The following is a 25,447-nucleotide window of genomic DNA, read 5'->3' on the forward strand; positions in this document are numbered from 1 at the left end:
GCCGAAAATTTATACCGGCGTTCCGGCTTTTAACTGTTGCAACAAGCGCTCCACGGGGGCCGCCAGTCCGACCGACGGCGGCTGCGCTAAGTTATACCAGAGTGCGTTGCCTTCATCCATGCATGCGCCAGATGAGTGCACTGTAAGCCACATCGGCACAATATCCAGGTGGAAATGGCTGAAAGTGTGGCGAAAGGCGGTTAATTGCGTCAGATTATCGGTCTTTATCTGACGCTGCGCCAGCCACTCGCGCAGCCCGGCTTCGTCTGCAAACTGCGGAAAACAGAATAATCCGCCCCACAAACCCACCGGTGGACGCTGGGAGAGAAACACCTCGTCGCCGTGCTGCATCAGCAGGAAATAGCCGGTGCGTTCCGGGATGATCTGCTTCGGTTTTTTGCCCGGATATTCCGCCCATGAATGGTTCGCATAGGCCACGCAGCCGTTGCTCAACGGGCACAGCTCGCACTTCGGCTTCGAGCGGGTGCAAACCATCGCCCCGAGATCCATCATCGCCTGGTTGAAGCGTTCTACCCCTTGCGCCGGAGTCACCTCTTCGCTGATATCCCACAGCCGTTTTTCGACCTCTTTTTTCCCCGGCCAGCCGCTGACAGCATAGCAGCGGGCGAGCACGCGCTTCACGTTGCCGTCGAGAATCGGATAATGCTGACCGAGCGAAAGCGACAGAATCGCCCCTGCCGTTGAACGCCCGACGCCGGGCAGCGCTGCCACTTCGTCAAAGGTTTGCGGGAAGATGCCGCCATGCTGTGTCGCCACCTGCTGGGCGGCTTTATGTAAGTTGCGCGCCCGTGCGTAGTAGCCAAGTCCGGTCCACAGATGCAGCACTTCATCCAGCGGCGCGTTGGCGAGATCCACTACCGTTGGGAAACGCGCCATAAAGCGTTCAAAATACGGGATTACCGTGGTCACCTGGGTTTGTTGCAACATCACTTCGGAGAGCCATACTTTGTAGGGCGTCTTGGCGATTTGCCAGGGCAGGGTTTTACGCCCGTATTTGTCGTACCAGTCCAGGACCTGGGCTGAAAATTGCGCGGCGAGAAAAGTCAAAGCTATGGCTCCGGGATCGCGATTACAGGGTGGCAGATTGCAGCACAAGGGCGAGTGGCTGTAAACCCTTGCATCCGCCGGGTAACTTTGGATAATGCCCGTTTTCCGAACACTTTCACTAGCAGACTTAACTTTTATGAAAAACGACGTCATTTCTCCGGAATTCGATGAAAACGGCCGCCCGCTGCGCCGTATTCGTAGCTTCGTCCGTCGCCAGGGGCGCCTGACGAAAGGGCAGCAGCATGCGCTGGATAACATTTGGCCGGTGATGGGCGTTGAATTCAACGATGCGCCGCTCGATTTCGCTGCCCTGTTTGGCCGCGAAGCGCCGGTCACACTAGAAATTGGTTTCGGCATGGGGGCTTCGCTGGTGGCGATGGCAAAAGCCAAACCGGAACAGAATTTCCTCGGCATTGAAGTGCACTCCCCGGGCGTTGGCGCCTGTCTGGCTTCTGCTGAAGAAGAAGGTGTGCAAAATCTGCGTGTGATGTGTCACGATGCGGTGGAAGTGCTGCATACCATGATCCCGGATAACTCACTGAATATGGTGCAGCTGTTTTTCCCTGACCCGTGGCATAAAGCGCGTCATAATAAACGTCGTATCGTGCAGCCGCCTTTCGCTGAGCTGGTAAAAAGCAAACTGAAACTCGGCTGCGTCTTCCATATGGCGACCGACTGGGAAGCCTATGCCGAGCATATGCTGGAAGTGATGTCCTCGCTGGAAGGCTATCGTAACCAGTCGGCAAGCAACGATTACGTACCGCGCCCGGAATCGCGCCCGGTAACCAAATTTGAACAGCGTGGTCATCGTCTTGGCCACGGCGTATGGGACTTAATGTTCGAGAGGGTGAAATAATGGCCAAGAATCGTAGCCGTCGTCTGCGTAAAAAAATGCATATCGATGAGTTTCAGGAGTTAGGCTTCTCCGTCGCCTGGCGTTTCCCGGAAGGGACCACCGAAGAGCAGATCGACCAGACGGTCAACGATCTGATCGAAGAGGTGATCGAGCCGAACAAGCTGGCCTTCGACGGCAGCGGATATCTCTCCTGGGAAGGTCTCATCTGCATGCAGGAGATCGGTAAGTGCACCGAAGAGCATCAGGCCATCGTACGCAAATGGCTGGAAGCGCGTAAGTTAGAGGATGTGCGCACCAGCGAACTTTTTGACGTCTGGTGGGACTAAGTTTGACAAGGGTCGGCAACTGCCGGCCCGTTTTGTCTTAAGGGAGTTTTATGATGCGTAAAACGCTGCTGGCGGTGGCGCTCTCCGTCACCGCTTTGTCTGCCCATGCGGACTACCAGTGTAGCGTCACGCCGCGTGACGATGTGATCCTTAGCCCGCAGCAGGTGCAGGTGAAAGGGGAAAACGGCAATCTGGTGATAAAGCCGGACGGCAACCTGACCTTTAACGGTAAAGCCTATACTCTGAGCGCCGCCCAGCGCGAACAGGCGCAGGATTACCAGGCCAGCCTGCGCAGCAGCCTGCCGTGGATTGACGAAGGTGCGCGTTCGCGAGTCGAAAAAGGCCGTAAGGCGCTGGATAAAATCATCACTGAACAGGTTGGCGCCAACAGCAGCATGCACGGTCGCTTGACCAAGCTGGACGCGCAGCTGAAAGAACAGATGAACCGCATCATTGAGCGCCGCAGCGATGGCCTGACCTTCCACTATAAAGCTATCGACCAGGTACGCGCCGATGGCCAGCAACTAGTGAATCAGGCGATGGGCGGCATTCTGCAGGACAGTATTAACGAGATGGGCGCGAAAGCAGTGCTCAAAGGCGGCGGCAACCCACTGCAGGGCATTCTCGGCAGCCTCGGCGGCCTGCAAACGGCGATTCAGGATGAATGGAAAAACCAGGAGGCCGATTTCCAGCAGTTTGGTAAGGACGTCTGCAGCCGGGTGGTCTCGCTGGAGGATAGCCGGAAATCGCTGGTTGGCTCGTTAAAGTAAGTTGATTTCGCTACCTGCGCCTGCAGGTAGCGGTTAGGCTCAGTCGATCACATCAGCCCCAGCAGCTGTGGAATAAACAGCGAGAGCTGCGGGATATAAACAATCATCATCAGCGCGATCAACAGGGCGGCGTAGAACGGCAGCAGCGGTTTGATGAGCTGCTGAATTTTAACCCCTGAAATGGAGCAGCCGACAAACAGCGCGCTGCCTACCGGCGGGGTCAGCAGGCCGATGCACAGATTGGCGACCATCATGATGCCAAAATGGACCGGGTTCATGCCTAAATCCTCAGCGATGGGCAGAAATATCGGCGTGAAAATCAGTACTGCTGGGGTCATATCCATAAAGATACCGACGATTAACAGCACGATGTTAATCAGCAGCAGGATCACCAGCGGATTTTCAGAAAACCCCATGAGCGCATCGCTTATCATGTAGGGAATATCGGCATTGGTCATTGCCCACGACATGCCGACGGAAAAACCGATCAGCAGAAGGACGATAGAGGTCATCACCACCGATTCAAGGATCAGCTTTGGCAGGTCGCGCCATTTGACTTCCCGATAAATCAGCACCGAGAGGATAAAGGTATAGACCACGGCGATGGCGGAAGCTTCAGTGGCGGTGAAAATACCGCCGAGGATCCCGCCCATCACAATAATGACCAGCAGCAGGCTGGGCAGGGCGTCAAAAAAAGCCTTTGCCGCCTGGGCGCAGGTCGGGCGCTCGGAAACCGGATAGCCGCGATGTTTAGCGATACCGGCGCAGACCAGCATGATAGACAGACCCATCAGAATGCCCGGCAAATAACCGGCCATAAACAGCGAGGCGACCGAGACGCCGCCGGCCGTCAGAGAAAAGACGATCAGCACGTTTGATGGCGGAATGAGCAAGCCCGTGATGCAGGATGAAACGTTTACCGCAGTGGAGAACGCCGGATCGTAGCCTTTCTGTGTCTGAATGGGATTGAGCGTCCCCCCTACCGCAGCGGCGGCTGCGACCGCCGAACCGGAGATCGAGCCGAACATCATATTGGCCAGCACGTTGACGTGCCCCAACGATCCGGGTACCCGCCCAACCATCACCTGCGCCAGATTGATTAAGCGTATAGCAATCCCCCCGCTGTTCATCAGGGTACCGGCAAAGATAAAGAAGGGAATAGCCAGCAGCGCGAAGTTATCGAGTCCATTCGCCAGGCGCTGAGAAACGGTAATCACTGCGATATCCCAGGGAAACATCAGCAGCATTGAGCCGACGGTAGCGAGACCGATGGAAAAAGAGATAGGTACGCCAATAAAGACCAGAATAAAGAACGAGCCAAACAGCGTCAGTGCAATATAGCTATCCATTAATTTGCTCCTGCTTCTGAATGTTTCATGCTTTTTAGACCGTTGCTGATAAAACACAACGCGTAAAACATCATCATGATGCCGGTGAGCGGCAGGATCAGATACACATAGCCCATCGGGATCTGCATCGCGGCTGAGACCTGGGCGGTCGACAGCGTTTTTTCAATCAGTTTTACGCCGCCGGTAACAATCACTGAGCCAGCAAACAGAAAGATAAGCAGATTGATAATGACGCTGAGCAGTGCCTGCTTGCGGGAAGAGAGCATCAGTGTAAGTAAATCGATCGCCAGATGACGCTGGGCGCCGACGGTATAGGCCGCACCCAGTAGCCCGACCCAGATCATTAAGAAACGCGCCAGTTCGTCGGTCAGGGTGCTAGGCTGGTTGAGCACGTAGCGGCTGAACACCTGCCAGACGACGCAGACAACCAGCGCAATCATTACGACGACAGAGAATGCGGCGATGGTGCGGTCCACCGCTAGCTTTATGCGGTTAAGTATCATCATTGATTTCCTGGTGAAGCGGGCCAGGGGCTGGCCCGTTAAAGGTTATTCAGCGGCAGCGTCAAATTTGGCCAGCAGAGCGGCCTGTTTTGGATCTTTCTTAAAGTCATCAAATAGCGGCTGCACGGCGGCGCGGAACGGCGCTTTATCCACTTTGATAATTTCGCCCCCCAGGGCTTTGGCCTGCGCGCGGGTATCGGCGTCGATCTTCTGCCACAGCTGTTGCTGATAAACCTCTGAGGCTTTCGCCGCTTTGACCAGGATTTGCTGCTGCTCCAGCGTCAGTTTGTCCCAGGTTTTGCTGGAGATAACGAGGAAGTCAGGGATGGAGGCATGCTCATCTTCAGAGAACACTTTCGCGATTTCGATATGGCGAGTCTGCACCCAGGAGGGCACGTTATTTTCCGCGCCGTCCACCACCCCTTGCTGCATGGCGGTATAAACCTCACCAAAGGAGATTGGTGTCGGGGAGCCGCCCATTAATTCAATCATTTTTAATGTCGTCGGGCTGGCCTGCACGCGGATCTTCAGTCCTTTTAAATCTTCCGGTTTGGTGATGGGCTTTTTGGCATAAAAACTTCGGGTTCCGGCGACATAAGCGGAAAGGGCAAAGAATCCTTTCTCTTTCGTCGAATCCATTATTTCCTTGCCCACTTCCCCGAAGACCACCTTATTGAAATGATTTTGATCGTTAAACAGAAACGGTAAATTATATATCGCGTAGATATTATCAAATGACTCCAGATCGCTGGCAGAACCTTTGGTCAAATCCAGCGCGCCATTTTGTAATAACTCCATCGTTTCGCGTGCGCTGCCCATCTGGCTACTGGGGTAAATACGAATCTTCATATTACCGTCAGAAAGCTGGTTTACCTCTTTGGCCATCTCTTCAAACGCCTGATGCACCACGTGGCTGCGTTCAAGGTTATGTGCCAGTTTTAACGTGATTTTTTCAGCTGCGCTGGCTCCTGAACAGAATAGAGCAAGCAAAGATATTGCTATCAGAGAACGAGAAAAAGCGTATTTTTTCATGAGTTGGCTCCATGCACTTGTGGTAATTGGTCAATATCTTAAGCGTCATGCTTTGTTTCTGTATGACATATTATCCTTGTTGTCGTACATCTTTAAGCTGCCTGACTCACACTTTTTCTCAATGAGGCAATGAAATAACGGCTTTTATGGGTTTAATTATATTTGGTTTCTATAAATAAAAATGAATTAATTAGAGGGTGGAATATTTTAAAAGAATGGTTCGGGAATGGTGAGGTTGATATGTCGATAAATTCGAACTATTGTCCTTCCCGTTAAAACGATAAAAGGAAGGACAGTGGTGATATTTATTCGTTAAGGAAGAGTTCGAGAAGGGAATTCAAAAACAGCTTACCGTGCTCGGTGATCTGCCAGTTCTGCTCGTCTTCCTGTAGATACCCCTGGGCTATCGCCGCGTCCAGCTGCGGGCGGATCACCGCTTCCTCAAGACCGGTATAGCGGCTAAATTCTGCGCGCGGCGCGGCCTCCAGCAGGCGGAAACGGTTCATAAAGAACTCAAACGGTTTATCCGCCTCTTCCACATCATGCTGACGCTCGAGGTAGCGGCCCTCCATATACCCGCGCGGGTGGCGGGTTTTGGCGGTCCGCAGGATGCGTCCGTCAGGGAAGGTTATCTTACCGTGCGCGCCGCAGCCGATGCCGAGGTAGTCGCCGAAGCGCCAGTAGTTGAGATTATGCTGACACTGGAAGCCCGGTTTAGCGTAGGCGGAAGTCTCGTACTGCTGATAGCCGGCGGCGCTCAGCAGCTGATGCCCCTGCTCGAAAATATCCCATAGCGCGTCGTCATCCGGCAGCACCGGCGGCCGGGAACCGAACAGGGTGTTCGGCTCAATGGTCAGCTGGTACCACGACAGGTGCGGTGGATTCAGCGCAATCGCCTGACGCAGATCGTCCAGCGCCTCCTCCAGCGACTGGTCCGGCAGGCCGTGCATCAGGTCGAGATTGAAGCTGCGCAGGCCGAGGCCGCTGGCGAGACGTGCTGCGCGCTTGGCCTCCTCCGGACCGTGGATCCGCCCCAGGCGCTGCAGCTTCGGTTCGCTAAAGCTTTGTACGCCGATGGAGATACGGTTCACCCCGGCGCGCTGGTAATCAACGAAGCGATCGGCCTCCACGGTGCCCGGGTTGGCTTCCATGGTGATTTCCGCCCCGGCTGCCAGCGGCAGGCAGGCGCGGACGCCATCCAGCAGAGTTTGCATGGCCGGGCCGGACAGCAGGCTCGGCGTACCGCCGCCGATAAAAATAGTGCCTATTTCCCGTCCCTGGGCATATAGCGCATCGGCCTGCAGGTCGTTTAGCAGATGCTGGACGTAATCGTCATGCGGCACCTCGCCTTTCAGCGCATGCGAATTAAAGTCGCAGTACGGGCATTTCTGCACGCACCAGGGAATATGAATATAGAGACTCAGCGGCGGCAAATTAGCCATTACGTAATGCTTCCAGTAACAGTTTTAGCGCTTGCCCACGATGGGAAATCGCACTCTTTTCTTCACGGCTCAGTTCGGCCGCGGTTTTCCCTTCTGACGGGACGAAGAAGATCGGGTCGTAGCCGAAGCCACCCGTACCGGCGGCTTGTCGGGTGATTACCCCAGGCCAGCTGCCGTGGCACACCAGCGGCGTGGGATCCTCGGCATGGCGCAGATAGACCAGCACACAGTGGAACTGCGCCTGACGCTGGTCGTCCGGCACGTCCTTTAACGCGTCGAGCAGCTTCTCAAGATTCTGCTGGTCGGTGGCGTCGACGCCGGAATAGCGGGCGGAGTAAATACCCGGCGCGCCGCCAAGAGCATCGACGGCCAGACCGGAATCGTCGGCGATGGCCGGCAGGCCGGTGATCTGTGCCGCATGACGCGCTTTCAGAATCGCGTTTTCAATAAAGGTCAGGCCGGTCTCTTCCGCAGAGTCCACGCCCAGCTCAGTCTGAGCGACGATATCGAGGCCAAAATCTTCCAGCAGCGAGGCCAGTTCGCGCACTTTACCGGCGTTGCCGGTCGCGAGGACGACTTTTTGCATGATGAATCCTGTTTATTCAGTTAGCGCCGCGACCGCAGTCGGGATCTGTTGTGGGGCGATGATTTTAACTTGCTTATGGCGACCCAGCTCGCCTTTTTCAATCAGTACCTGGCTTTTGGCGACGCGGAACTGTTTGGCGAGAAATTTCACCAGGTGGGCATTGGCCTGGCCATCAACGGGCGGGGCGGTAATGGCGACTTTGAGCTCGTCGCCATGTACGCCCACGATGCTATCGCGGCTGGCCTTCGGCTGAATGTACAGCCTCAGCACCAGCCCGTCAGCACAGGTTTCAACGGCACTCATAGCGCCATCCACAGCCCCGGCAGCAGCACGTTACCGGTGGCCTGCAGCACCTCGGCGACGCCCATATTAATCACGTACAGCAGCAGCACCAGCACCATCGGCGAGAAATCGATACCGCCCATCGACGGCAGCAGGTTGCGGATAGGGCGCAGCAGCGGGTCCGCCAGCTGCATCAGCACGTACTCCACCGGACTACGGCCCTGGCTGACCCAGCTCATGATCGCCATCAACAGCAGCACCCAGAAGATCAATGAGCCGATGGTTTTCAGCAGAATAAGCAGGGCGGAGATCCAGATGATCGGCTGGAAGGTGATCACCATAAACAGCACGATCGCTTTGATGACGCAGAGAATAAATGCCACCAGCAGCGAGGCGCTGTCAATCGGCCCCATCGCCGGGATAATCCGGCGCAGCGGCCCGACAATCGGCTGCGTGGCCTTCACCACAAACTGCGAAAACGGGTTGTAAAAGTCGCAGCGCGCCCACTGCATCCAGACGCGTAACAACACGACCATCGTGTAAAGCTCAATGACCGTTGAAAGCAGGAAAGTCAACGTCTTCATGGCGTTCCTCAGATTCCTTATTATTTGCTGTAGTCGCGCGCACCAAAAATGGCTGTGCCGATGCGCACCATCGTGCTTCCCGCCGCGATTGCGGCTTCCATATCGTCCGACATTCCCAGAGACAACGTATCGACCGTGGGGTACCGCGTTTTTAATCGCGCAAATGCTACCGCCATTTGCTGGGCGACGGCAAACTGCCTTACATATTCTGACTCAGGCGCGGGGATGGCCATCAGGCCGCGCAGCTCCAGATGAGGTAATTCAGCGATCTCCGCCGCTAATGCATCGAGTGCTTCCAACGGGATGCCGGATTTACTCTGCTCATCGCTGATATTGATTTGAATTAGCACCTTCAGCGGCGGCAGATGCGCCGGGCGCTGTTCGCTCAGGCGGGTGGCGATTTTCAGCCGATCGACGGTATGGCACCAGTCAAAATGCTCTGCCACCAGCCGGCTTTTGTTGGACTGTAGAGGGCCAATAAAGTGCCACTGCAGCCCACTGACGCCGGCCTGCTGGAAATGGTTAATCTTCTCCACGCCCTCCTGGACGTAGTTTTCACCAAATGCCCGCTGGCCTGCCGCGATGGCTTCTTCGATCGCGCTCGCAGGTTTTGTTTTACTCACTGCAAGCAATGTCACTTCTTCTGGCGCACGCCCGCAACGAGCGGCGGCACCGGAGATTTTGTCCCGGACCTGTGCCAGGTTATGCGCAATATCGTTCATATTCCGAGGATGAGTTATGAAGCTGGAAGAAATCGTAGCCCTTAGTGTAAAGCATAATGTCTCCGATCTACACCTGTGCAATTCCGCCGCACCGCGCTGGCGGCGGCAGGGCTGGCTGGAGCCCGCCCCCTTTCCCGCGCCGGATATCCCGGATTTACTCAACTGCTGGCTTGATGCCGCACAGTTACAGCACTGGCAGGAACACGGCCAGATTGACTTTGCGCTGACCCTGGCCTGCGGTTCGCGGCTGCGCGCCAGCGCTTTCGCCCATACGCGTGGAATATCGCTGGTGCTGCGGCTCCTTCCTGAACAGTGCCCGCGTCTGGAGACGCTGGGCGCCCCGCCTGCCCTGAGCGAACTGCTGGCGGAAGAGAGTGGCCTGCTGCTGGTCACCGGAGCGACGGGCAGCGGCAAGTCGACCACCCTGGCGGCGATGGTGGGGCATCTCAACCAGCGTCTTGATGGCCATATTCTGACCCTGGAGGACCCGGTGGAGTTTATTCATCACAGCGAGCGCTGCCTGATCCAGCAGCGGGAGATTGGCCGTCACTGTCCTTCATTCGCCGCGGCGCTCCGCGTGGCGCTGCGCCAGGATCCGGATGTGATCCTGCTCGGCGAGCTACGCGACAGCGAAACCATCCGTCTGGCGTTAACGGCTGCGGAGACTGGGCATCTGGTGATGGCGACGTTACACACCCGCGGTGCGGCGCCGGCAGTGGAGAGATTGATCGATGTTTTTCCGGCAGAGGAGAAAGATCAGGTTCGTAGTCAGCTGGCCGGAAGCCTGTGCGCGGTGCTGGCGCAAAAATTGTTACCTGCGCGTCAGGGCGGGAGAGTTGCGCTATACGAGCTTTTGGTCAATACCCCCGCCGTGGCGAATTTGATCCGTGAAGGAAAAGTACACCAGTTGCCCGGCGTGATGCAGACCGGGATGCAGGCCGGAATGCTGACATTTACGCAGAGTTTTCAGCAACGTGTCGCCGCAGGCGAGCTGTAAGAGAAGCGTGAAGCAGGCAGGGTGGGTTAAATGATATGTTAACTGAATGTTTGATGGCTGTTTATTTATATTATTTGGTAATACAAATAACCATTCTGAATAAATTCAAATAACACATTCAGTTGCGATATGTCGACAGTGAATACGCATTTCCAGGAAAAAAGTTTGATTACCTTTTGACAGCTTTGAGGTATTCGATTTATGCTGTTTACGGGAATAGGATGATTCTCATGGAATAACGTTTCAATTTGTAAATTGCCAAGGCTATTTATAAATTCACCACTGTTTGTATATTTTTTTATTCATTTAACCACCATGACGGTGGGTAGCAGCTAAGGAGAGTTTTAAGTGATTAATTTTAATGGAAATTCATCATGTTCTCGTCAGGTTACATTTATTACCCACCCGTCAATTCAGAGCAAAGCCTTTGCCAGCTATCTGAGTGAAACCCTGATGACATCAGTGGTTTTACAAAACATTAATAAACCACTGGTGCAGCGCCTGGCGAAAGATTCTGTAATATTATTTGATATTGCAGTGTCAAATAAGAAATTAAATGGGGTGTGGCGAGACATTATTCGACTGCAGGCAGATAATCCTCGCTTGTTGATTATTAATAGCGCACAAAAGTATGAGTTATACGAAATGGCGCAGTGGCCGGCTTTATATGGCGTGTTCCGCCATGACGATGATGAATCGCGCTTAATTGAGGGCGTTAAGGCCGTACTGAACGGCGAACAGACGGCTGAATTGAGCGTGATGCACCCGGCGATGTACGCTGCGGACCATGCATCGGCGCCCGTTGAGAACTCGCCACTCACCGAGCGGGAATGTGAGATCCTCAACGAGCTGCGCTGTGGGGCGACGAATCTGGATATTGCCCGTGCCCTGTTTATCAGCGAGAACACGGTGCGTACGCACCTGTACAATGTGTTTCGTAAACTGAGCGTGAAGAATCGTACTCAAGCGGTGAGCTGGGCGAACGAACATCTGCGCCACTAAGCGGCCGGAAGCGCGCCGTCAGCAATTTGCCTGCGGCGCAGGAGAGCAGAGCCTAAAAGCTCTGCTCGAAGTAGCTTTCCAGAATCACCACGGCTGAAGCCGAATCAACGCTACCTTTATTCAGCGCCCGGTAGCCGCCGTGTTCAAATAAGCCTGCCCGAGCCTCCACCGTACTCAGACGTTCATCGTGAAGGACGATCGCGACGCCAAAGCGGCCATGAATTTTATTGGCGAAATTCCGTGCGCGCGCCGTCAGCGGTTGCTCGGTACCGTCCATATTCAGCGGCAGGCCAACGATCACCGCCTCAGGCTGCCACTCTTTGAGCAGTTTTTCGATGACATTCCAGTCCGGTTTACCGTCCTGCGCCTTCAGCGCCGGTAATGGTCGCGCGGTTGCGGTGATGCGTTGCCCCACCGCCACGCCGATGCTTTTGGTGCCGAAATCAAAGCCGAGAAAGGTTCCGCTCATCATGCATGCCCCGCGACGCCTGGCATCGTCACAATGTCGATACCAATCAGTTTAGCCGCCTCGCGCCAGCGATCGGCGATGGGCGTGCGGAAGAGAATATTCTGGTCGGCAGGGGCGGTGAGCCAGGCATTATCTAAAATCTCTTGCTCCAGTTGCCCTTTCTCCCATGAGGAGTAGCCCAGCGCAACCAGTACGTTGCCCGGCTGTCTGTCGGTACCTAAGGTTTCAAGAACATCCCGCGAGGTGGTGACCACTGTGTTATCCGAAATGCGGATACTCGAGGAGAAGTCAGAGGGCGGGGTATGCAGAATAAAGCCGCGGTCTTCCGCCAGCGGGCCGCCCAGCATCACCGGTTTATCCAGACGGATCTCCGGATTGCGCGGCTCCGGAACAATCTTGAGCTTCTCAAGGATCCCTTCCACCTGCAGATTTTCCAGCGGCTTATTGATAATAATGCCCATGGCTCCCTCGTCGTTATACTCGCAGATATAGACCACGGAGCGGCGGAAAATAGGATCCTGAAGCGCAGGCATGGCAATCAGAAAGTGATGCTGTAAATTCATTGTCAGAGGTTCTGTTCCTGGTTCAAAAAGCAACACCCAGTATGCGGGCAAAGTAGAATAGTGTCGATGCACTTTATCTGGCTGGCGCCCGAGTGGCGCCTGGCTGGCAGCGTTTGACGAGCGCGGTCAACCGCGCTCGCTGCGCCATGAGCGGACGTTTATCCGCCCTGGTGTTTATTTGGTGATACGTCTTTCGATAGCGTCCATCAGCATGCCGGTGATCGAAATATCCGGGAAGGCGGCTTCAATCTCACGCACGCAGGTGGGGCTGGTGACGTTAATTTCCGTCAGACGGTCGCCGATGATATCCAGGCCGACGAAGATAAGGCCTTTGGCTTTCAGCGTCGGGCCGACGCGGCGGGCAATTTCCCAGTCGCTTTCGGTCAACGGGCGAGCTTCGCCACGGCCGCCAGCGGCCAGGTTGCCGCGGGTCTCGCCACCCTGCGGAATACGTGCCAGGCAGTAAGGCACCGGCTCGCCGTCCACCACCAGCACGCGCTTGTCGCCGTCTTTAATGGCGGGCAGATAGTTCTGCGCCATGCAGTAGCGGCTGCCGAGCTCGGTCAGGGTCTCCGTGATCACGCCAAGGTTCGGATCGCCGGCTTTGACGCGGAAAATAGAGGCACCGCCCATGCCGTCGAGCGGTTTCATGATGATATCGCCGTGTTTTTCCCAGAAGGCTTTCAGCTGGGCTTTATTGCGGGTGACCAGCGTTTCCGGAGTCAGTTCAGAGAACCAGGCGGTGAACAGTTTCTCGTTACAGTCGCGCAGGCTCTGCGGCTTGTTGACGATAAGCGTGCCTTTCTCTTCCGCCCGCTCCAGGATGTAGGTGGCATAAATAAATTCGGTATCGAACGGCGGATCTTTACGCATCAAAATAACGTCAAGATCCGCCAGCGGCAGATCCTGCTCACCGGTGAAGTCATACCATTTATCGTAGTTCTGTTCGACGCTCAGCGTGCGCGTACGGGCGCGGGCTTCGCCGTTGATCAAATAGAGGTCGTTCATCTCCATATAATGGAGTTCATAGCCGCGACGCTGCGCTTCCAGCAACATAGCGAAGCTGGTGTCTTTCTTGATGTTGATGGTTGCGATGGGATCCATCACGATGCCGAGCTTGATCATGGTTCTTCTCCGTTAACGCCTCAACCTAAGTCGCCAAAACGCACCTGCAGGGCGGTGATGGCGGTGAGCGCAGTAGTCTCTGTACGCAGAACGCGCGGTCCCAACAGGATATCAGTAAACTGGTATTGCGCGGTCATCGCTATCTCTTCTGCCGATAGCCCACCTTCCGGACCAATCAACAGACGGACGCGTTCAACCGGTAGCGGCAGCGTATTAATGCTGGCGCTGGCGCGCGGGTGCAGGTTGAGCTTCAGCCCGCTGTCCTGCTCGGCGCACCACTCTTCCAGCTGCATGGCCGGACGTATTTCCGGTACCACGTTACGACCGCTCTGTTCGCAGGCGGCAATAGCGATTTTCTGCCACTGCTGGATCTTCTTCTGCAAACGTTCGGCGTCCAGTTTAACGCCGCAGCGCTCGGAAAACAGTGGCGTTATGAGGCTTACCCCGAGTTCGATCGATTTCTGGATAGTAAATTCCATTTTTTCACCGCGCGACATCACCTGGCCTAAGTGAATATGCAGCGGCGATTCACGATCGTCGGGGTCGCCGCTGAGCACCTCAACCGTGACATTTTTCTTGCCAGCCTCGGTGATGACGGCGTCAAACACCTGGTTACTGCCGTCAAAAAGCTGTAAGTGCTGACCGGTGGCCATGCGCAGGACGCGACCGACGTGGTTGGCCGCGTCATCGCTCAGCGCAATCTGGCTGCCGACAATGAGGCGTTCTGGATGATGGATGCGAGGAATGCGCATGCTTGATATTCCGTACGTTGCGCAGATGCCAGCTTCCCGCCGTGAGGTGGGAAGCACAGGGCTGCAAATTAACAATTGCCGCTAGTGTAGGTTAGCTCTTTTGCGCCTGGCAAGCCTGCTGGACATACGGATTATGGTTGCCCTGCACTTTCGCGATGCGCTCATCGCGTTCACACTCCCAGGGGGTGACCGGGTACTGCTTATCCCAGGCGATAAACAGCTGAGTTTGCTGGCGGGAAAGATTCAACTGATAGCGGTCGCGCATATAGAAGTAGGTGCGGGCGATGGCGCCGCGGGCGCGGGCAGGGGGCTCAGCGACTTTATCTTTAAAATCGACCTTCATAGTGCACTGGCCGTACTGGCCTTCACCGCCGTTCCACTGGCTGTACATAAAGTTGCCGCGATCGCCATTCACTTCTCCCACCGCCGGCTGCAGGTTGTGCATATCACTTTCCATCTTGCGGTACTCCGGATCTTTGGCGCAGTTTTGACGCCCGCCTTCCTGCCAGCACTGGCGCTGATGGCCGAACTGCCACGCTGGCACCACGTGTTCCCATTCCACCCGGCTGGCGCGGTTCTCATTTTTACGCACTTTATAGCCGCAAGATTCCAGATCGATAACGCCTTTTTTACCCTGCCAGTCGATTTTACAGCCGCAATAAAAGTCGCCCGGAACGTCGGCGTTCACTTTGACGCCAGCGGCCTTGGCCTGGGAAAAACTATTAATACCGGCGGCCGCGAGCGGGCCACTGACTGCCGTGCTCAATACCGCAACGGCTAAAATATGCATACGGGACATCGTTAACTCCGTGTCAAAACGAGCCCGCAACGTAGCGAATGAGGGTGCTGGATGCAATCAGTCAGATCAGAAAGTTTCTAATAAATTCTGATGGTTATTTTTCAGCCACCAGCAGATCGCCGCAGTGAACGCAGCGGTAGGTGGCCTCGCCGCGCACCACCCGGTTATGGCGACGGACGGTGAGCTGATGCTGCTGACAGCGACAGCGATAGGGGAAGGTGTTCTGGCGGACCGAATCGAGTTCAAAACGGTGGGTGCGACGCGCGGGAACGCCAAGGACGTTCTCCATCATCCATTTCCACTCTTTACCGTGCGGCGCGACGCGGCCAAAGTGCTGCCAGACCAGCAGGTGCGCCAGCTCGTGCGGCACCACTTCATCGATAAACTCCTGCTGATTTTCCAGCAGCAGCACCGGATTTAAACGAATTTCGTTTTTCTCCAGCCAGGCGGTGCCGGCGGAGGTACCGCGCTGCTGGTAGACCAGCGTCGGCTCAGCGTAGCGGCGTTCCAGTTTGAGGTTCGCTTTGGCGAGATGCTCCCGCAGGCTGCGCATCACGGCCTGCTGAATAGCGATGGGAATACGGGGTGTTTTCATAGCGCCAGAGGATAGTGCGACGGGCAGGGGAGAGCAAGAGGAAGCTTCCTCCCGGGAGGGGAGGAAGCTCAGGCGGGTTAGTCGCGGGCGCCGATTTCGCGCAGCGGACGGCCCTGCATCAGGTTACGTTCAATATGTTCCAGCGAGACGTTTTTGGTTTCCGGAATCAGCCAGATAGTCAGCAGGATAAACAGCACGTTCAGACCGCCGTACACCCAGAAGGTATTGGCGCTGCCCAGCGATTTGAGCATGGTCAGGAAGGTGGCGCCGACAATCATATTGGCAATCCAGTTGGTCGCTGTGGAGCAGGTGATGCCGAAGTCGCGGCCTTTCAGCGGCTGGATTTCGGAACACAGTACCCAAATCAGCGGACCGGCACTCATGGCGAAACCGACGATGAACATCAGCAGCATCAGGACGGCGATGTACTGCGCGGTAGAGGAGTGAATGCCAATGTGCATCATGCTACCCAGCACGCCCATGCCCGCGGCCATCACGATAAAGCCGAGGATCAGCGTTGGTTTACGGCCCCAGCGGTCGACCAGACCGATAGCGATAAAGGTGGCCAGCACGTTGGTCAGACCGACGATCACCGTCCCCCACATCTGCTCGGTGGTGTTGGCATAGCCCGCCAGTTCAAAAATCTTCGGTGCGTAGTACATGATGACGTTCATGCCGGTGAACTGCTGCATCACCTGCAGCAGAATACCGAGGAACACCGCGCGGCGGAAGTTACTGTTGTCTTTGAACAGCGACCAGCCGGACTGTTTCACCTTCAGGCTTTCGCGGATTTCGTCGAGCTCACGTTTCGCTTCGGCGCTGGTATCGCGCAGACGCAGCAGCACGCGTTCGGCATCGACGAAGCGACGTTTCGCAGCGAACCAGCGCGGGCTGTCCGGCAGGAAGATAACCCCGATCAGCAGCAATACCGCCGGAATAATGATCACGCCGAGCATCCAGCGCCACGCGCCGCTGTAGCTGAAAGCGGTGTCAGAGAGATAGGCACCGAGGATCCCGATGGTGATCATCAGCTGGTACATCGAAATCATACTGCCGCGGATTTTCTCTGGCGCGATTTCCGACAGATACAGCGGAGCCGTGTATGAAGCGACGCCCACCGCCAGGCCCAGCAGCACGCGGGAAACCAGTAGGATCTCGACGTTTGGCGCGGCAGCGGAGAACAGAGAGCCGGCGACAAAGAGGATGGCGCCGATCATCAGGCTTTTTTTACGGCCCAGTTTGAAGGAGAGCCAGCCGCTGCCGACCGCACCGACGGCGGCACCGAACATCATGGAGCTGACCACCCACTCCTGGGTATGGGCTGAAATCTGGAACTCATTGGCAATAAAGGGTAAGGCACCCGCAATAACACCGATATCAAGGCCGAACAGCAGGCCAGCCAGTGCGGCGAGGAAGCAGACGAAGAACGTCATGGTCTTGTTCGAACGCCCTTGTTTTTTGTTGTCAGGCATAACGCCCTCCAGTTGAGTTATTGATTCTGTCGATGGTTAGGGTAGGACACTCGACGGTAAAAAAACGTGATTATAGTCACGGCTGTGTAATCGTTTACACAAAGGTAAAGAAACGTAATGCATTAAATGCTTTTTAAATCAGCAGTATATGCAAGGATAGTCGACAATTTGAAAAACGGTAATCAGAGTTGACCGAAACAATATGTAACATTGTGAAAAAAACACGCATGAAATGCCTGCTGTAGGTAGGAAGTGGCATTCATCAATATGTAATCGCTTTCATCATGTTGCAGCGTTCCGCTGAAGCGAGGCGCAGAGGGAGGGCGACGGAAACAAAAAGGCCAGCGCGAGGCTGGCCTTGAAGAGAGGAAACGGGGAGGTTATTTCAGACCGGCCGCTTCGCGCAGCAGAGCCGCTTTGTCGGTTTTTTCCCATGGGAAATGCTCGCGACCAAAGTGACCGTAGGCAGCGGTTTCTTTGTAGATCGGGTGCAGCAGGTCCAGCATCTGAATCAGGCCGTACGGACGCAGATCGAAGAACTCGCGCACCAGCAGGGTCAGCTGTTCAGAAGGCACTTTCTCGGTGCCGAAAGTTTCCACCATGATGGAAGTCGGTTCTGCAACGCCGATAGCGTAGGAGACCTGGATTTCACAACGATCGGCCAGGCCTGCGGCAACGATGTTTTTCGCCACATAGCGCGCCGCGTAGGCTGCGGAACGGTCAACTTTAGACGGATCTTTACCGGAGAACGCGCCGCCGCCATGACGAGCCATGCCGCCGTAGGTATCAACGATGATCTTACGACCGGTCAGACCGCAGTCGCCCATCGGACCGCCGATAACGAAACGTCCGGTCGGGTTGATGAAGAACTTGGTCGAAGCGCTCAGCCATTCGGTCGGCAGGGTCGGCTTGATGATCTCTTCCATCACCGCTTCCTGCAGAGATTTCTGGTCGATATCTTCCGCGTGCTGCGTGGACAGAACGACCGCATCGATGCCGACGATTTTGCCGTCGTCATACTGGAAGGTCACCTGGCTTTTCGCATCCGGACGCAGCCACGGCAGGGTGCCGTTTTTACGTACTTCAGCCTGGCGCTGCACCAGACGGTGAGCATAGGTCACCGGCGCTGGCATCAGCACGTCGGTTTCGTTGGTTGCATAGCCAAACATCAAACCCTGGTCGCCTGCGCCCTGTTCCAGCGGGTCGGCACGGTCGACGCCCTGGTTGATGTCCGGAGACTGTTTACCAATGGCGCTCAGAACGGCACACGAGTTGGCGTCAAAGCCCATATCGGAATGCACGTAGCCAATTTCGCGGACGGTGTTACGGGTGATCTCTTCGATATCAACCCATGCGCTGGTGGTGATTTCGCCGCCTACCAGCACCATGCCGGTTTTGACATAGGTTTCACATGCGACACGTGCTTTCGGATCCTGCTCGAGGATCGCATCCAGCACGGCATCAGAGATTTGGTCAGCAATTTTGTCAGGATGCCCTTCTGATACGGACTCAGACGTAAAAAGGTGTTTTGCCATATTTTATTTCACCTGTGGACGATTCGGATAGCTCATACTGTTGTGTAATGTGGCTTTGGTGGATAATCAGCGCAAAGCCGCGCAGGTAGCGACACGAGCAGTCTGAGTGTTAATCAGTATAGACGGATTAACTTCTGGATGGCTATTTTAGGTCAATTCTTGAGCCCATTTCCAGCCTTTTTTGATGGCGGTCGCATTTATGGGAAAACCCGCCTGGCAAATTTTCCTGACAACCACGCAAACGCACACATTTTTATTTTGCTTTTTACCCTGCTTCTCGGTATAAAACGCCGCGCGCGGCTCATTAAAAAAGCGCACGGGGCATCGCCCTGTGGTGCCACTTCCAGCCGGGTTAAGCAGTCTGTATTTACAGAATCTCGCAGCGGCGTAGCGCCTGTTGCCCGGTATGTATAGCTTTGGCTTGTCGCCGACCCTGTCGCAGGGCGGTGTGGAGGTGATACCAGATAATGAACCAACGTTTTTCGCTTGATTCGTCGCGTCGTTCTGTCGCGCGTCAGCACTCCGCAACCTGCATCTCTCTCATGCAAACCAGCCGATGTTCACCCCATCTCGGCGCTTCTCAGGATTCCAGGGCCGGTCGGTCGTCAGAAAACTGAACAAGGGCGCTCTTGCCAGGCAAGAGTTTTCTCGTGGTTTCTCCGGACTGTCATACTCTGTTCGGCTACGTGTTTTACGATGATATGAATAAGAAACCGGTCGCGCAGTCGCAAAACCAGCAGATAGTGCTGGGCTTTAGGACTGTTCATGGGTTGTTATCGCATCTTTGGACTGCGATAGTAGTTAACTGTCTTACACTTATTATTAAAAATTGAGGTTCGCTATGTCTGACGACATGTCTATGGTTTCGCCTTCGTCAGCAGGCGAACACGGTGTACTACGTTCCATGCAGGAGGTAGCGATGAGCTCCCAGGAAGCCAGCAAGATGCTGCGTACTTATAATATTGCCTGGTGGGGCAATAACTATTATGACGTCAACGAACTGGGCCACATCAGCGTTTGCCCGGATCCGGACGTCCCGGAAGCGCGCGTGGACCTCGCGGAATTAGTCAAAGCCCGCGAGGCGCAAGGGCAACGTTTGCCGGCGCTGTTCTGCTTCCCGCAGATCCTGCAGCACCGCCTGCGCTCGATCAACGCCGCCTTCAAACGCGCGCGTGAATCGTACGGTTATAACGGCGATTACTTCCTCGTCTACCCGATTAAGGTTAACCAGCACCGTCGCGTGATTGAATCGCTGATCCATTCCGGCGAGCCGCTGGGACTGGAAGCCGGTTCGAAAGCGGAACTGATGGCCGTGCTGGCGCACGCCGGGATGACCCGCAGCGTCATCGTCTGTAACGGCTATAAAGACCGCGAATATATCCGCCTGGCGCTGGTGGGCGAGAAGATGGGCCACAAGGTCTATCTGGTCATCGAGAAGATGTCCGAGATCGCCATCGTGCTGGAAGAGGCCGAGCGCCTGAACGTGGTGCCGCGCCTTGGCGTGCGTGCGCGTCTGGCCTCGCAGGGCTCCGGCAAATGGCAATCCTCCGGCGGAGAGAAGTCCAAGTTTGGCCTCGCGGCGACCCAGGTACTACAGCTGGTCGAGATCCTGCGTGCCGCAGGGCACCTTGAGAGCCTGCAACTGCTGCACTTCCACCTCGGTTCGCAGATGGCCAATATTCGCGATATCGCCACCGGCGTGCGTGAATCCGCGCGTTTCTACGTCGAACTGCATAAGCTGGGCGTCAACATTCAGTGCTTTGACGTCGGCGGCGGTCTGGGCGTGGACTATGAAGGGACCCGCTCGCAGTCTGACTGCTCGGTGAACTACGGTCTGAACGAATACGCCAACAACATTATCTGGGCGATCGGCGATGCCTGCGAAGAGAACGGCCTGCCGCACCCGACGGTGATCACCGAATCCGGCCGCGCGGTGACCGCGCACCATACCGTGCTGGTTTCCAACATCATCGGCGTGGAGCGTAACGAATACACTGAGGCGACCCCGCCGGCGGAAGACGCTGCGCGTCCGCTACAGAGCATGTGGGAAACCTGGCTGGAGATGCACGAGACCGGCAACCGCCGCTCGCTGCGCGAATGGCTGCACGACAGCCAGATGGATCTGCATGATATCCATATCGGCTACTCCTCCGGCACCTTCAACCTGCAGGAGCGCGCCTGGGCCGAGCAGCTGTATCTGAACATGTGTCATGAAGTGCAGAAGCAGCTCGACCCGAGCAACCGCGCGCATCGTCCCATCATCGATGAGCTGCAGGAGCGGATGGCGGATAAAATCTACGTCAACTTCTCGCTGTTCCAGTCGATGCCGGATGCCTGGGGAATCGATCAGCTGTTCCCGGTGATGCCGCTGGAAGGGCTGAACAAGTCGCCGGAGCGCCGCGCGGTGCTGCTGGACATCACCTGCGACTCCGATGGCGCCATCGATCACTACGTGGACGGCGACGGGATCGCCACCACCATGCCGATGCCGGAGTACGACCCGGAGAACCCGCCGATGCTGGGCTTCTTTATGGTCGGCGCCTATCAGGAGATCCTTGGCAACATGCATAATCTGTTTGGCGATACCGAGGCGGTGGACGTGTTCGTCTTCCCTGACGGCAGCGTTGAGGTTGAGCTGTCCGACGAGGGCGATACCGTGGCGGATATGCTGCAGTATGTGCAGCTGGATCCGAACACGCTGCTGACCCAGTTCCGCGATCAGGTGAAAAATACCGGCCTGGACGACGCGCTGCAGCAGCAGTTCCTCGAAGAGTTTGAGGCGGGACTGTACGGCTATACTTATCTGGAAGACGAGTAACCATTGATGCCCGGTGGCGTAGCGCTTACCGGGCCTGCGAAGGTAGGCCGGATAAGGCGAAGCCGTCATCCGGCTGAATGCGATACTCACTTGAACCCGTATGCATTACCGGCGATAATTCACGCCAATAAGCGATTTATCTATCAAACCCTTCCTCGTCGGGCCTAACGACGCGGAGGGGTTTTTTTATACTTATTTTTTACGTTCCACGACTGCGAGAAGAGGTCATATCCATGAGCACTTTAGGTCATCAATACGATAACTCCCTGGTATCCAACGCCTTTGGCTTTCTGCGTTTGCCAATGAACTTCATGCCGTATGAAAGCGATGCGGACTGGGTCATCACCGGCGTGCCGTTTGATATGGCGACCTCCGGGCGCGCGGGTGGCCGTCATGGTCCGGCGGCGATCCGTCAGGTTTCCACTAACCTCGCCTGGGAGCACAACCGTTTCCCGTGGAACTTCGACATGCGCGAACGCCTGAACGTGGTGGACTGCGGCGATCTGGTATACGCCTTCGGTGACGCGCGCGAAATGAGCGAGAAACTGCAGGCCCACGCCGAGAAACTGCTGGCGGCAGGCAAGCGCATGCTCTCCTTCGGCGGTGACCACTTTGTTACCCTGCCGCTGCTGCGCGCCCACGCTAAGCACTTCGGTAAAATGGCGCTGGTGCACTTCGATGCCCACACCGACACTTACGCCAACGGCTGCGAGTTCGACCACGGCACCATGTTCTACACCGCGCCGAACGAAGGGCTTATCGATCCGAACCACTCCGTGCAGATCGGTATCCGTACCGAGTTCGACAAAGATAATGGCTTTACGGTGCTGGACGCCGGCCAGGTCAATGACCGCAGCGTTGATGACGTGATTGCCCAGGTGAAGCAGATCGTCGGCGACATGCCGGTGTACCTGACCTTTGATATCGACTGTCTGGATCCGGCGTTTGCGCCAGGCACCGGGACCCCGGTTATCGGCGGGTTAACCTCAGACCGGGCGATCAAACTGGTGCGCGGCCTGAAGGATCTGAACATCGTTGGGATGGACGTGGTGGAAGTCGCTCCGGCCTACGATCAGTCCGAAATCACCGCTCTGGCGGCGGCGACCCTCGCTCTGGAAATGCTCTATATCCAGGCGGCGAAGAAGGGCGAATAAACCGGGTAACCCCGACCCTCTCCCTTCCCGGGAGAGGGTTGCGCGCGGCACAGAGGGGTTATCAAGGCGCCGGGCGAGTGCTCCTGCGCGCCGGGAGAGGGCCGGCGCGCAGGAGAGGGGTCATTATCGCGTCAAAACACGTTAAACGGATATTCGACGTAGAAGCGGACTTCATTCCCGCTGACGTTATAGTCGCTGGCGTTGCTGGAAACGCGCAGCACCGAATAGCGTAGTTTGAATTTCAAATCTTTCGCCACGCCGTTTTGCACCTGGTATTGAACCTGGTTGAACCATTCGTGTTCTTTGCCGTTGCTGGTCTCTGAAGTTTTAATGTTATCACCGCGCACGTAGGCGGTGGTCCAGGTCAGCCCCGGTAATCCCAGCCCGGCAAAATCCAGTCCGTACGATGCCTGCCAGGAGCGTTCATCTTCACCGTTAAAATCAGACCAGTAGGAGTTGGCCAGCCAGATGGTGTTCCCGCCATCGCCGACGCCGCCCTGGTTCTGGTAGCCGCCGTAGTGGTAACCGGTGCTGCCGCTGCTTTGCTGATAAGCGACTTTAAAGGTATGAATATCCCAGATGTAGCTGGCGGCCAGGCTCCAGATGCTGTTGCTGCGCCCGGTGTCATTGGCATCGGCATATTCTTGATCCAGGCGTGAGTGATAGCCGTTGAAATCGAGAACCAGCTGTTGGTTGGCGGCGAACGGCTGCTTATAGTTCAGGCCAAGATACTGTTTGTTCAGCACATCTTCGACGTGTGACGCGTACAACGTGCCGCTGAGCTGGTCGTTGAACTGGTAGCTGGCCCCGCCGAAGGTCAGGCTTTTCAGGCCGCTGTTATGGCTGTCGTCGCTTTTGCGCTGCTGGTCGGTGAGATAACCGGCGTTAATTTCCAGGCCGTCGATTTCGCGCGAGGTGAGCATGGTGCCGGTATAGCTCTCGTACAGCAGGCGTGAGTCGTCAGCGTAGACGATGGGCAGCATCGGGCGCTGGTTGCCGTAGCTGAGCACGGTATTTGAGAAGCGCATTTTACCGGTGGCGCCGAATTTCGCGAGGTCGGATTTTGCGCGGCCGTCGTCATCCTGGGCGAAAAAGTCGATACCGCCCGCGCCGCTGCGCCCGCGACCGCCGTCAAGGCGCACCGCATACTGGGCGATACCGTCCACGCCGAAGCCGACCGGCCCCTGGGTAAAGCCCGATTCGAAGGTGGCGATAATCCCCTGGCCCCATTCGGCTTTATCCGGCAACCCATCGCGATAATCACGTTTGATATAAGCGTTACGCAAAAAGAGATCCAGATGGCTGTCGTCAATAAAGCCCTGACTGGCGGATTGTTGGCTGGCGAAAGTCGGTGCGGCGGCAATAATGCCGAGTGCGATTAACGATAATTCTTTTTTCACTGAAGGCACTTCTCTGTCTGTCGATATATTCAAGGGAATCACTGCAGTCGCGATATTCTCCTGAAATAATGTCGAAAGCAATCATTGTGTGAGCAATGGTATCGCCAGGAAACAAGCTGTGTGGCGCACGCCGGCTGCGTTTGGCGAAGAGGGGTGGACTATTTATTATCTGGAGGAACGCGGTTCTGAAAGGCGGATTGTGTACACCGGTTTTTATTTACCAAATAATATTTTGCTGAGTGGCAGCGATTAAAATAATTGGCTGTGACGAGGTGCAACAATAATTAACGGTTTGTGCGCTTAAGTTATCAATTCATGCGGCTAAATATTTTTACAGGGATATAAAAAAGGGAGGCGATAATGCCTCCCGCTGTCGATTATTTAATCCCGTCGGCTTTCATGCGATCGCGAATATGCTGGGCGCGCGCTTCGGAGGCCGGGTGATCGTCAAACATAGAGCTCTGACGACCGGCTTCCAGCTTGGCCAGTTTTTCGAAGCTGGTGGCCAGTCCCGACGGATTGATGCCGCGCTTACGCAGCAGGTCATAAGAGTAGTCATCCGCTTCCGATTCCTGACGCTGGGAGAACTGCGAGTTCACCAGTTTTTCGCCTAAATCGCCCAGCTGCGACTGCGACAGGCTGCCGACGATTCCGCCGGCGGAGGCCGCCGCCGCACGCACGGCGTTGGTGCCCAGCGCGACCTGCATGCCTTTCTTCACGTGGCCCAGCGCAACGTGGCCCATTTCGTGGCCGATAACCGCTTCAACTTCATTATCGTTCATCAGGTCCATCAGCCCGCTGTAAACGCGGATGCAGCCGTTCGCCATCGCGAAGGCGTTCACATCCTTGGTCTCATAGACTTTGTAGTTCACTGGCTGGCCATTGATGTTATCGCCCAGCGCGGTCGCGATTTTGCTCAGACGCTGGCTGTATTCACTGCTGGCCGGGGCGATTTTCGCTTTGGCGTCCATCTCTTTACAGGCCTGGTCGCTTAAGGTTTTCACCTGCGCGTCGCTGAGGGAGTACGCCTGGAAGGCTTCGGCGCCTGAGCTGAGCAGACCATTGGAGTCCATGTTCTGACATCCGGTGAGGGTTGCTGCGATCCCAAGAGCAAGTACGGTTGAGCGAATTTTCATTTTTTATCTTCCACAATCTTATGGTTGTTTATCCGAAAATACGGCGACGGCAGGGAACCGTATTCTGCGTAAATTATAAAGAGTATCGCAGGATGCGGGCGAGCGGATTC

At 55.8% G+C, this 25,447-nt stretch carries 29 protein-coding genes; 10 read left to right on the top strand and 19 right to left on the bottom strand.

All coding sequences use genetic code 11. The annotated features are described in order from the left end of the window. Positions 1-9: 9 nt before the first annotated feature. On the bottom strand, positions 10-1,068 hold the full coding sequence (gene mutY / locus CWM54_RS11085; RefSeq protein WP_061153325.1) for an A/G-specific adenine glycosylase: 1,059 nt from the start codon (positions 1,066-1,068) through the stop codon (positions 10-12). Positions 1,069-1,204: 136 nt separating this feature from the next. On the opposite strand from mutY, the gene trmB reads away from it, so the two are divergent. From trmB to CWM54_RS11100, 3 genes are read left to right on the top strand one after another with little or no spacing between them, the layout of a single operon-like run. Next, positions 1,205-1,924 carry a tRNA (guanosine(46)-N7)-methyltransferase TrmB gene (gene trmB / locus CWM54_RS11090; protein WP_100697091.1) on the top strand — a complete coding sequence of 240 codons (720 nt, stop codon included), beginning with the start codon at positions 1,205-1,207 and terminating at the stop codon, positions 1,922-1,924. Further along, positions 1,924-2,250 carry a YggL family protein gene (locus CWM54_RS11095; RefSeq protein WP_012540559.1) on the top strand — a complete coding sequence of 109 codons (327 nt, stop codon included), beginning with the start codon at positions 1,924-1,926 and terminating at the stop codon, positions 2,248-2,250. Before trmB ends, CWM54_RS11095 begins: the two co-directional genes overlap by 1 nt. Positions 2,251-2,300: 50 nt before the next feature. Further along, positions 2,301-3,020, top strand: coding sequence for a DUF2884 domain-containing protein (locus CWM54_RS11100; RefSeq protein ID WP_012540560.1), 720 nt, complete (start codon positions 2,301-2,303; stop codon positions 3,018-3,020). 47 nt (positions 3,021-3,067) lie between these two features. Here the strand turns inward: CWM54_RS11100 and CWM54_RS11105 are convergent, their stop codons facing one another. The 8 genes from CWM54_RS11105 to CWM54_RS11140 form a co-directional block, all read right to left on the bottom strand. Continuing rightward, entirely contained in the window at positions 3,068-4,369 is a 1,302-nt protein-coding gene (locus CWM54_RS11105) for a TRAP transporter large permease (protein WP_100680698.1), read from the bottom strand. Further along, entirely contained in the window at positions 4,369-4,872 is a 504-nt protein-coding gene (locus tag CWM54_RS11110; RefSeq protein WP_100680699.1) for a TRAP transporter small permease, read from the bottom strand. Before CWM54_RS11110 ends, CWM54_RS11105 begins: the two co-directional genes overlap by 1 nt. 45 nt (positions 4,873-4,917) lie before the next feature. Continuing rightward, positions 4,918-5,904, bottom strand: a complete 987-nt coding sequence (locus tag CWM54_RS11115) for a TRAP transporter substrate-binding protein (RefSeq protein ID WP_100680700.1) — start codon at positions 5,902-5,904, stop codon at positions 4,918-4,920. A gap of 305 nt (positions 5,905-6,209) precedes the next feature. After that, positions 6,210-7,346, bottom strand: coding sequence for a radical SAM family heme chaperone HemW (gene hemW, locus CWM54_RS11120; RefSeq protein ID WP_100680701.1), 1,137 nt, complete (start codon positions 7,344-7,346; stop codon positions 6,210-6,212). Continuing rightward, entirely contained in the window at positions 7,339-7,932 is a 594-nt protein-coding gene (locus CWM54_RS11125) for an XTP/dITP diphosphatase (RefSeq protein WP_012540562.1), read from the bottom strand. The genes hemW and CWM54_RS11125 overlap by 8 nt, the downstream gene beginning before the upstream one ends. Positions 7,933-7,944: 12 nt before the next feature. Further along, positions 7,945-8,235, bottom strand: coding sequence for a DUF167 family protein YggU (gene yggU / locus CWM54_RS11130; RefSeq protein ID WP_002916614.1), 291 nt, complete (start codon positions 8,233-8,235; stop codon positions 7,945-7,947). Next, positions 8,232-8,798, bottom strand: a complete 567-nt coding sequence (locus CWM54_RS11135; RefSeq protein ID WP_004205182.1) for a YggT family protein — start codon at positions 8,796-8,798, stop codon at positions 8,232-8,234. Before CWM54_RS11135 ends, yggU begins: the two co-directional genes overlap by 4 nt. A gap of 20 nt (positions 8,799-8,818) precedes the next feature. Beyond that, positions 8,819-9,520, bottom strand: a complete 702-nt coding sequence (locus CWM54_RS11140; protein ID WP_061153329.1) for a YggS family pyridoxal phosphate-dependent enzyme — start codon at positions 9,518-9,520, stop codon at positions 8,819-8,821. Positions 9,521-9,536: 16 nt separating this feature from the next. Between CWM54_RS11140 and CWM54_RS11145 the strand changes: the two genes are divergently transcribed. Together CWM54_RS11145 and CWM54_RS11150 are read left to right on the top strand one after the other, a co-directional pair. Further along, the gene (locus tag CWM54_RS11145) at positions 9,537-10,517 is read left to right on the top strand and encodes a type IV pilus twitching motility protein PilT (RefSeq protein ID WP_100697093.1); all 981 of its coding nucleotides are present in this window, start codon (positions 9,537-9,539) and stop codon (positions 10,515-10,517) included. A gap of 348 nt (positions 10,518-10,865) precedes the next feature. Next, positions 10,866-11,519: a LuxR C-terminal-related transcriptional regulator gene (locus tag CWM54_RS11150; RefSeq protein ID WP_100697095.1), complete on the top strand. Its 654-nt coding sequence runs from the start codon at positions 10,866-10,868 to the stop codon at positions 11,517-11,519. 52 nt (positions 11,520-11,571) lie between these two features. On the opposite strand, the gene ruvX is transcribed toward CWM54_RS11150, so the two are convergent. The 8 genes from ruvX to metK all read right to left on the bottom strand — a co-directional run bounded on the left by ruvX (position 11,572) and on the right by metK (position 18,829). After that, entirely contained in the window at positions 11,572-11,988 is a 417-nt protein-coding gene (ruvX, locus tag CWM54_RS11155; RefSeq protein WP_012540565.1) for a Holliday junction resolvase RuvX, read from the bottom strand. After that, a complete protein-coding gene (locus CWM54_RS11160; protein WP_012540566.1) occupies positions 11,988-12,551 on the bottom strand; it encodes a YqgE/AlgH family protein in 564 nt (187 codons plus the stop codon). The genes ruvX and CWM54_RS11160 overlap by 1 nt, the downstream gene beginning before the upstream one ends. 174 nt (positions 12,552-12,725) lie before the next feature. After that, on the bottom strand, positions 12,726-13,676 hold the full coding sequence (gene gshB, locus CWM54_RS11165) for a glutathione synthase (RefSeq protein ID WP_008806462.1): 951 nt from the start codon (positions 13,674-13,676) through the stop codon (positions 12,726-12,728). Positions 13,677-13,696: 20 nt separating this feature from the next. Continuing rightward, on the bottom strand, positions 13,697-14,428 hold the full coding sequence (rsmE, locus tag CWM54_RS11170) for a 16S rRNA (uracil(1498)-N(3))-methyltransferase (RefSeq protein WP_061153332.1): 732 nt from the start codon (positions 14,426-14,428) through the stop codon (positions 13,697-13,699). Positions 14,429-14,519: 91 nt separating this feature from the next. Beyond that, on the bottom strand, positions 14,520-15,227 hold the full coding sequence (gene endA, locus CWM54_RS11175) for a deoxyribonuclease I (RefSeq protein ID WP_100680703.1): 708 nt from the start codon (positions 15,225-15,227) through the stop codon (positions 14,520-14,522). Positions 15,228-15,321: 94 nt separating this feature from the next. Then, on the bottom strand, positions 15,322-15,822 hold the full coding sequence (locus CWM54_RS11180; RefSeq protein WP_008806459.1) for a SprT family zinc-dependent metalloprotease: 501 nt from the start codon (positions 15,820-15,822) through the stop codon (positions 15,322-15,324). A gap of 77 nt (positions 15,823-15,899) precedes the next feature. Beyond that, positions 15,900-17,294, bottom strand: coding sequence for a sugar porter family MFS transporter (locus CWM54_RS11185; RefSeq protein ID WP_100697097.1), 1,395 nt, complete (start codon positions 17,292-17,294; stop codon positions 15,900-15,902). 380 nt (positions 17,295-17,674) lie between these two features. After that, on the bottom strand, positions 17,675-18,829 hold the full coding sequence (gene metK, locus CWM54_RS11190) for a methionine adenosyltransferase (RefSeq protein ID WP_061153336.1): 1,155 nt from the start codon (positions 18,827-18,829) through the stop codon (positions 17,675-17,677). Positions 18,830-18,967: 138 nt separating this feature from the next. On the opposite strand from metK, the gene CWM54_RS29270 reads away from it, so the two are divergent. From CWM54_RS29270 to speB, 4 genes are all read left to right on the top strand, one after another. Beyond that, positions 18,968-19,243, top strand: a complete 276-nt coding sequence (locus tag CWM54_RS29270) for a hypothetical protein (RefSeq protein WP_136027425.1) — start codon at positions 18,968-18,970, stop codon at positions 19,241-19,243. A gap of 287 nt (positions 19,244-19,530) precedes the next feature. Beyond that, positions 19,531-19,662 (top strand): acid stress response protein YqgB, encoded by a 132-nt coding sequence (gene yqgB / locus CWM54_RS11200; RefSeq protein WP_002916578.1) that lies wholly within the window; start codon positions 19,531-19,533, stop codon positions 19,660-19,662. Positions 19,663-19,670: 8 nt separating this feature from the next. Further along, complete coding sequence (gene speA, locus CWM54_RS11205; protein WP_008806456.1) at positions 19,671-21,647, top strand: biosynthetic arginine decarboxylase; 1,977 nt, start codon at positions 19,671-19,673, stop codon at positions 21,645-21,647. Between the two features lie 233 nt (positions 21,648-21,880). Beyond that, positions 21,881-22,801 carry an agmatinase gene (speB, locus tag CWM54_RS11210; RefSeq protein ID WP_002916572.1) on the top strand — a complete coding sequence of 307 codons (921 nt, stop codon included), beginning with the start codon at positions 21,881-21,883 and terminating at the stop codon, positions 22,799-22,801. A 131-nt stretch (positions 22,802-22,932) separates the two neighbouring features. Here the strand turns inward: speB and CWM54_RS11215 are convergent, their stop codons facing one another. After that, on the bottom strand, positions 22,933-24,201 hold the full coding sequence (locus CWM54_RS11215) for an OprD family outer membrane porin (RefSeq protein ID WP_100697099.1): 1,269 nt from the start codon (positions 24,199-24,201) through the stop codon (positions 22,933-22,935). A gap of 88 nt (positions 24,202-24,289) precedes the next feature. Between CWM54_RS11215 and CWM54_RS28585 the strand changes: the two genes are divergently transcribed. Beyond that, entirely contained in the window at positions 24,290-24,454 is a 165-nt protein-coding gene (locus tag CWM54_RS28585; RefSeq protein WP_165785923.1) for a hypothetical protein, read from the top strand. Between the two features lie 124 nt (positions 24,455-24,578). Here CWM54_RS28585 and CWM54_RS11220 read toward each other — a convergent pair whose 3' ends face one another. Further along, complete coding sequence (locus CWM54_RS11220) at positions 24,579-25,337, bottom strand: M48 family metallopeptidase (RefSeq protein WP_012540572.1); 759 nt, start codon at positions 25,335-25,337, stop codon at positions 24,579-24,581. Between the last annotated feature and the right edge of the window lie 110 nt (positions 25,338-25,447).

The sequence above is a fragment of the Klebsiella sp. D-Nf1 genome, from assembly GCF_002810515.1.
GTDB lineage: Bacteria > Pseudomonadota > Gammaproteobacteria > Enterobacterales > Enterobacteriaceae > Klebsiella > Klebsiella variicola.

Bases quoted from the DNA above. Each gene is read 5' to 3' on its own strand.
- CWM54_RS11220 (WP_012540572.1), bottom strand. From the start codon at position 25,337: ATGAAAATTCGCTCAACCGTACTTGCTCTTGGGATCGCAGCAACCCTC.
- CWM54_RS11140 (WP_061153329.1), bottom strand. From the start codon at position 9,520: ATGAACGATATTGCGCATAACCTGGCACAGGTCCGGGACAAAATCTCC.
- CWM54_RS11110 (WP_100680699.1), bottom strand. From the start codon at position 4,872: ATGATACTTAACCGCATAAAGCTAGCGGTGGACCGCACCATCGCCGCA.
- gshB (WP_008806462.1), bottom strand. From the start codon at position 13,676: ATGATCAAGCTCGGCATCGTGATGGATCCCATCGCAACCATCAACATC.
- rsmE (WP_061153332.1), bottom strand. From the start codon at position 14,428: ATGCGCATTCCTCGCATCCATCATCCAGAACGCCTCATTGTCGGCAGC.
- CWM54_RS11125 (WP_012540562.1), bottom strand. From the start codon at position 7,932: ATGCAAAAAGTCGTCCTCGCGACCGGCAACGCCGGTAAAGTGCGCGAA.
- endA (WP_100680703.1), bottom strand. From the start codon at position 15,227: ATGTCCCGTATGCATATTTTAGCCGTTGCGGTATTGAGCACGGCAGTC.
- metK (WP_061153336.1), bottom strand. From the start codon at position 18,829: ATGGCAAAACACCTTTTTACGTCTGAGTCCGTATCAGAAGGGCATCCT.
- trmB (WP_100697091.1), top strand. From the start codon at position 1,205: ATGAAAAACGACGTCATTTCTCCGGAATTCGATGAAAACGGCCGCCCG.
- ruvX (WP_012540565.1), bottom strand. From the start codon at position 11,988: ATGAGCGGAACCTTTCTCGGCTTTGATTTCGGCACCAAAAGCATCGGC.
- CWM54_RS29270 (WP_136027425.1), top strand. From the start codon at position 18,968: ATGGCTATTTTAGGTCAATTCTTGAGCCCATTTCCAGCCTTTTTTGAT.
- CWM54_RS11145 (WP_100697093.1), top strand. From the start codon at position 9,537: ATGAAGCTGGAAGAAATCGTAGCCCTTAGTGTAAAGCATAATGTCTCC.
- CWM54_RS11180 (WP_008806459.1), bottom strand. From the start codon at position 15,822: ATGAAAACACCCCGTATTCCCATCGCTATTCAGCAGGCCGTGATGCGC.
- CWM54_RS11135 (WP_004205182.1), bottom strand. From the start codon at position 8,798: ATGAAGACGTTGACTTTCCTGCTTTCAACGGTCATTGAGCTTTACACG.
- CWM54_RS11115 (WP_100680700.1), bottom strand. From the start codon at position 5,904: ATGAAAAAATACGCTTTTTCTCGTTCTCTGATAGCAATATCTTTGCTT.
- CWM54_RS11105 (WP_100680698.1), bottom strand. From the start codon at position 4,369: ATGGATAGCTATATTGCACTGACGCTGTTTGGCTCGTTCTTTATTCTG.
- yqgB (WP_002916578.1), top strand. From the start codon at position 19,531: ATGAATAAGAAACCGGTCGCGCAGTCGCAAAACCAGCAGATAGTGCTG.
- speB (WP_002916572.1), top strand. From the start codon at position 21,881: ATGAGCACTTTAGGTCATCAATACGATAACTCCCTGGTATCCAACGCC.
- hemW (WP_100680701.1), bottom strand. From the start codon at position 7,346: ATGGCTAATTTGCCGCCGCTGAGTCTCTATATTCATATTCCCTGGTGC.
- yggU (WP_002916614.1), bottom strand. From the start codon at position 8,235: ATGAGTGCCGTTGAAACCTGTGCTGACGGGCTGGTGCTGAGGCTGTAC.
- CWM54_RS11160 (WP_012540566.1), bottom strand. From the start codon at position 12,551: ATGAATTTACAGCATCACTTTCTGATTGCCATGCCTGCGCTTCAGGAT.
- CWM54_RS11095 (WP_012540559.1), top strand. From the start codon at position 1,924: ATGGCCAAGAATCGTAGCCGTCGTCTGCGTAAAAAAATGCATATCGAT.
- speA (WP_008806456.1), top strand. From the start codon at position 19,671: ATGTCTGACGACATGTCTATGGTTTCGCCTTCGTCAGCAGGCGAACAC.
- CWM54_RS11185 (WP_100697097.1), bottom strand. From the start codon at position 17,294: ATGCCTGACAACAAAAAACAAGGGCGTTCGAACAAGACCATGACGTTC.
- CWM54_RS11100 (WP_012540560.1), top strand. From the start codon at position 2,301: ATGATGCGTAAAACGCTGCTGGCGGTGGCGCTCTCCGTCACCGCTTTG.